Genomic DNA, 4,303 nt, shown 5'->3' on the forward strand with positions numbered 1-4,303 from the left:
AAAGCCACTCTTAATCGTGTCTTGGAACGAAATAGAGGCTTTTAAAGACTGCGTACATGGAGAATTAAAACAAGAATTACCCTCGAAAAGCCTATTTTTCCACTAAGTATTTATGCTCATTGCAAAGGTGAGATGCTCCCGTGCTACGCTCCCACCACTCCACCCTCAGCCCGATTGCGCCTACCCCGCGAACTGGCGGATAATTCTCGCGACTTCCTTGAAATTTGATGAGTTATAGGACTTGGTTTCTTTCTAGAATGCGTTCCACAAAATCTCGATCTCGCGCTCGATTACGGTGATAATTTGTAAAATATTTCTAGATTCGCCAGGTTGAACGTTTAACTCATCTCCTACATGAACATGATCGGGAAAATTGGGTAGATCGGGAAAATGTTCTACGTTATCCCAGCGTTTTCTTAACTTCTGTTTGCTTGCGTCCATCCATTGATAGCGATAGCTTATTGTAACGATCCAAACCTTGCGAATATAATCGGCTATCTCCATCTAATTTGATCGTAAACTTATCTCTTTTCTAGCTGCCAATAGCATTTCATAATAAACATTCCACTCGAAATAATCCATAGCGTCCCCTAGCTCACCAGAACGAAATCTAGGAGAGAATTCTTCCGAACTCATGGGATATTGATTTTCGTATTGCTTGACACGGGTTTCTAAATCCAAAATTTGAGCGTTAATCTGCAAATTTTCCCGTTGTTCGCTCTCAATTTTTCGATTCAGTAACTCTCTTTCTTCCTCGGAGAGAGAGAGAATAATTCGCACGAGAGAATCAATCAGTTGGGTGTTCATTGTCCTTAAAATCCGAGATAGGATTATTTCCCGTGAGAACTGTAGCGGATTCGATCGGGAGCCGCTGCCATAACTTCTAGGAAATAATAGGTGGATGAGGCTGTACCTATCCACCCTAGATATCTAAATCTGCGGGGCTAAATTTCTTGTGAATCTGAGGAAAACCTAACTGTTTAATCACTTGATGTTTGCGTTCTTCCTCAAGGAATTGCAAATTATTATAATTAACCCAGTGAATACAGTTAACTGGACAAGTCTCGATCGCTTCTTGAATAATTTCTTCTTCGTCACCGTCCTGATTATAGACGCGAGAGCGACCGTATTCGCCTTCAATAAAAAAGGTATTGGGGGCAACGTGGGCGCAGTGTTTACAACCGATACAAGTGACCTCATCGACGTAAACCGCTTTCTGGCGCTGTAAACCACCCAATTCAGGCTCAAAACCAGTGCGATCGGGGGAATCTCTCAGGAATCCCCCTAACTCTGGTTCAAAACCAGAGCGTTCGGGAGAAAAATCAGCCATTAGGCACTCCAACGTTGTACCACTAGACGAATGGAACCATCAGTATTTTTTTCCTGTGCTGCCACCTGAAAACCCTGTTTAGCAGTTTCTGCCAGGATGGTGTGGTAGGCATAACCTTGATTTACTTTTCTTAAAAATCCTTCTACGGTTAGGGGTTGTTGCCAGTATTGCAAATCCGCAACTAACTCGTACTCGTTACCATTCCAGCGAAAACCGATATCGTAATTGTTATCCTGCTCGATTACCACCTCTGCGGTTAAAGTTTGACCTTGATAACCTTTGACGGGGTGGGAACCCTCTTTCCATTCCATCCCCATATCGCTCAGGGCGGCTTTTAGGTAGGATAGATCGCGGATTTTGGTTTTGATATTGCTAAAGTGTGACATGGCTTTTCAGTGGCTTAAATAAAGGGATTGGGAAAAATGAAAAATTACCAGTCGCTAAAAGTGGCTGCGTTGCTGACTTTCTCTGACTGGCTGACGGTTTGATGGTAATAATCCGAGGTTTTCTCTTGAGACATCAGCTGCCCGAGTTGTGCCTCGATCGCCGCCGTCACCTCTTGACAAGATGAACCGACTATGCCTGTCACCTTTTCCATGACGCGACCATCGGGATAGATAATAAACTCTAGGCTTTCCATGCTCATAGCTCTTCTCGGCGTGATCTGGGGTTTGCAAAGCTCCCTATCGTTTTAATTTACGATAGTTTGCTAATCGTAGCAATCTGGTTAAAATTTTAGCAAAACTTTATATTACGTCACCTAACCACTTTCATTTTTTGTAAGTTTCCCGTAACTTTTCTTCATCGTCAAGGGCGAACCTTGACCCAGGAGGCACAATTTAACAAAACTACACAAAAAAGACGACCTGAAGCGATAAATTGAAAATAAAGGAGATGCAACGGCGAACCACGACCGCCGAGATCATAGAATTTTGTCTATAGGAATCAAAACAAGTATGAATAAACAAATAGCCAGCGATCGCCTTCGGATCGGTGTTTTAGGTTTTGGTGGTTTGGGACAGGCTGCCGCTAGAATTCTCGCCCCCAAACAGGAAATGCTCTGGACTGCCGCCGCCGATAAAGCTGGTTTTGCTTACCACAAAGACGGTCTAGATGTCAATACCTGTAACAAAATTTATCATGACCAGGGTTCGATCGGTTATCTGGAAAATTACGGCAGTCTCAGCCAAAACAGTATCGAGGAATTAATCAAAACTGCCGACGTAGAAGGCTATTTTCTCGCCTTGCCGAATTTACCCAACAATTTCATGGCCGATATCGCTAAAACTTTCATTCGCTTGGGTTGGCGCGGGGTTTTAGTCGATGCGCTCAAACGTACCAGCGCCATGGAACAAATCTTAGCACTACAAGCAGACCTAGAAGCCGCCGGCATCACCTACATGACCGGCTGCGGCGCTACCCCCGGACTGTTAACTGCTGCCGCTGCCCTAGCTGCCCAGAGTTATGCAGAGATTCATAGCGTTAAAATTACCTTCGGCGTGGGAATTGCCAACTGGGAGGCTTATCGGGCCACTATTCGCGAAGATATCGCCCATTTACCCGGTTACGACCCAGAAACGGCGCACCGGATGAGTGATGCGGAAGTGGAAATGCTGTTAAATAAAACCAATGGCATTCTCAGCCTCGAAAATATGGAACACGCAGACGATATTATGCTGGAATTAGCCGGAATCTGTGGACGCGATCGGGTTTCCGTCGGGGGTGTGGTGGATACGCGCAACCCGAAAAAGCCCTTGAGTACCAATGTTAAAGTCACGGGGCGGACTTTTGAAGGCAAAATTTCCACCCATACCCTCACTTTAGGTGATGAAACCAGTATGGCGGCTAATGTCTGCGGGCCGGCTTTCGGTTATCTGAAAGCGGGGGTTTCCCTACATCGTCGCGGTATCTACGGATTATGGACAGCAGCGGAGATTATGCCGCAATTTGTGCGCTAGGGGTTTCTCTGCCGTAAAATAGCTAAAACTTTCGGGAAAATAGCGGGTAAGGGAGCGATCGCTTCTAGGCTCTCTCCCGTGACCGGATGTACTAAAATTAAACGATGGGCATGGAGTAATTGCCCGGGTAGATTAATCCCGATGGAACGACCTGAACTATAGAGGGGATCCCCAAGAATCGGATGACCGATTTGGCTGCTATGAACGCGAATTTGATGAGTTCTGCCAGTTTCTAGGCGAAATTCCATTAAGGTGTAGTTGCCCAGTCTTTCCTTGACTTGCCAGTGAGTGACGGCATTTCTACCGCCTTTTTCCACGGCAATAATAGCCATCTTTTGCCGATCGCTGCGGTGACGACCGATCGGCAGATCAATTGTACCTGTCTCCGTTTTGGGGACACCGTGGACGAGGGCGATGTATTCCCGGCGGGCAGTTTTGGTTTTTAATTGTGCCTGTAGGTGTTGATGAGCCTGGTCGGTTTTGGCAATAACGATCGCACCCGTGGTATCCTTATCTAAGCGGTGGACTATACCGGGGCGTTGAATTCCACCAATTCCAGCTAAATTCGGGCAGTGATGTAGTAAAGCGTTGACCAAGGTTCCCGATTCGTGGCCGGGAGCCGGATGAACCACTAAATCGGCAGGTTTATTGATAATAATCAGATAGTCGTCTTCGTAAAGAATATCAAGCTCGATCGCCTCGGCGGTTAATTCGAGGGGTTGACTGTCGGGAATGGTAATCTTTAAGCGATCACCTTGACCAACTTTAGTATTTTTATTAGTGCAAATTTGACCATTTAACTGTATATATCCCTGTTCTATCAGTTTTTGCAGCCTCGATCTCGATAAATCGGGCAATTGTGACCCCATCCAAGCATCTAAACGTTCTTTTTTTCCCGCAACTTCTAAGTTTAATTGGTTCATCGGTTTTTAGTTATCAGGGTGTAGGGTGTAGGGGAGAAGGGAGGGGGCAGGGTGTGGGGTGTGGGGTGTGGGGTGTGGGGTGTGGGACTTAT

General features: G+C 45.9%; 7 protein-coding genes. 1 reads left to right on the plus strand and 6 read right to left on the minus strand.

Annotated features, from left to right (window positions below; translation table 11 throughout):
- Window positions 1-252: 252 nt before the first annotated feature.
- The 5 genes from O9290_RS11490 to O9290_RS11510 form a co-directional block, all read right to left on the minus strand.
- A complete protein-coding gene (locus O9290_RS11490) occupies window positions 253-504 on the minus strand; it encodes a toxin-antitoxin system TumE family protein (protein ID WP_288057132.1) in 252 nt (83 codons plus the stop codon).
- Window positions 505-807: a hypothetical protein gene (locus O9290_RS11495; protein WP_002795986.1), complete on the minus strand. Its 303-nt coding sequence runs from the start codon at window positions 805-807 to the stop codon at window positions 505-507.
- Between the two features lie 115 nt (window positions 808-922).
- Window positions 923-1,330: a ferredoxin gene (locus O9290_RS11500; protein WP_002784283.1), complete on the minus strand. Its 408-nt coding sequence runs from the start codon at window positions 1,328-1,330 to the stop codon at window positions 923-925.
- A complete protein-coding gene (locus O9290_RS11505; RefSeq protein ID WP_002762644.1) occupies window positions 1,330-1,716 on the minus strand; it encodes a DUF1257 domain-containing protein in 387 nt (128 codons plus the stop codon). Before O9290_RS11505 ends, O9290_RS11500 begins: the two co-directional genes overlap by 1 nt.
- A 44-nt stretch (window positions 1,717-1,760) precedes the next feature.
- The gene (locus tag O9290_RS11510; RefSeq protein WP_002752708.1) at window positions 1,761-1,976 is read right to left on the minus strand and encodes a DUF2997 domain-containing protein; all 216 of its coding nucleotides are present in this window, start codon (window positions 1,974-1,976) and stop codon (window positions 1,761-1,763) included.
- 310 nt (window positions 1,977-2,286) lie between these two features.
- On the opposite strand from O9290_RS11510, the gene bioU reads away from it, so the two are divergent.
- On the plus strand, window positions 2,287-3,288 hold the full coding sequence (bioU, locus tag O9290_RS11515) for a (S)-8-amino-7-oxononanoate synthase BioU (protein ID WP_002762647.1): 1,002 nt from the start codon (window positions 2,287-2,289) through the stop codon (window positions 3,286-3,288).
- Here bioU and O9290_RS11520 read toward each other — a convergent pair.
- Window positions 3,285-4,211, minus strand: coding sequence for an RluA family pseudouridine synthase (locus O9290_RS11520; protein WP_288057134.1), 927 nt, complete (start codon window positions 4,209-4,211; stop codon window positions 3,285-3,287). The two genes, bioU and O9290_RS11520, sit on opposite strands and share 4 nt — an antisense overlap.
- Window positions 4,212-4,303: the final 92 nt, after the last annotated feature.

The organism is Microcystis sp. LE19-41.2A (genome assembly GCF_027530405.1).
Classification (GTDB): Bacteria; Cyanobacteriota; Cyanobacteriia; order Cyanobacteriales; family Microcystaceae; genus Microcystis; species Microcystis aeruginosa.

Coding starts and splice junctions, on each gene's coding strand:
- O9290_RS11490 (WP_288057132.1), bottom strand. CDS start 504: ATGGAGATAGCCGATTATATTCGCAAGGTTTGGATCGTTACAATAAGC.
- O9290_RS11495 (WP_002795986.1), bottom strand. CDS start 807: ATGAACACCCAACTGATTGATTCTCTCGTGCGAATTATTCTCTCTCTC.
- O9290_RS11500 (WP_002784283.1), bottom strand. CDS start 1,330: ATGGCTGATTTTTCTCCCGAACGCTCTGGTTTTGAACCAGAGTTAGGG.
- O9290_RS11505 (WP_002762644.1), bottom strand. CDS start 1,716: ATGTCACACTTTAGCAATATCAAAACCAAAATCCGCGATCTATCCTAC.
- O9290_RS11510 (WP_002752708.1), bottom strand. CDS start 1,976: ATGAGCATGGAAAGCCTAGAGTTTATTATCTATCCCGATGGTCGCGTC.
- bioU (WP_002762647.1), top strand. CDS start 2,287: ATGAATAAACAAATAGCCAGCGATCGCCTTCGGATCGGTGTTTTAGGT.
- O9290_RS11520 (WP_288057134.1), bottom strand. CDS start 4,211: ATGAACCAATTAAACTTAGAAGTTGCGGGAAAAAAAGAACGTTTAGAT.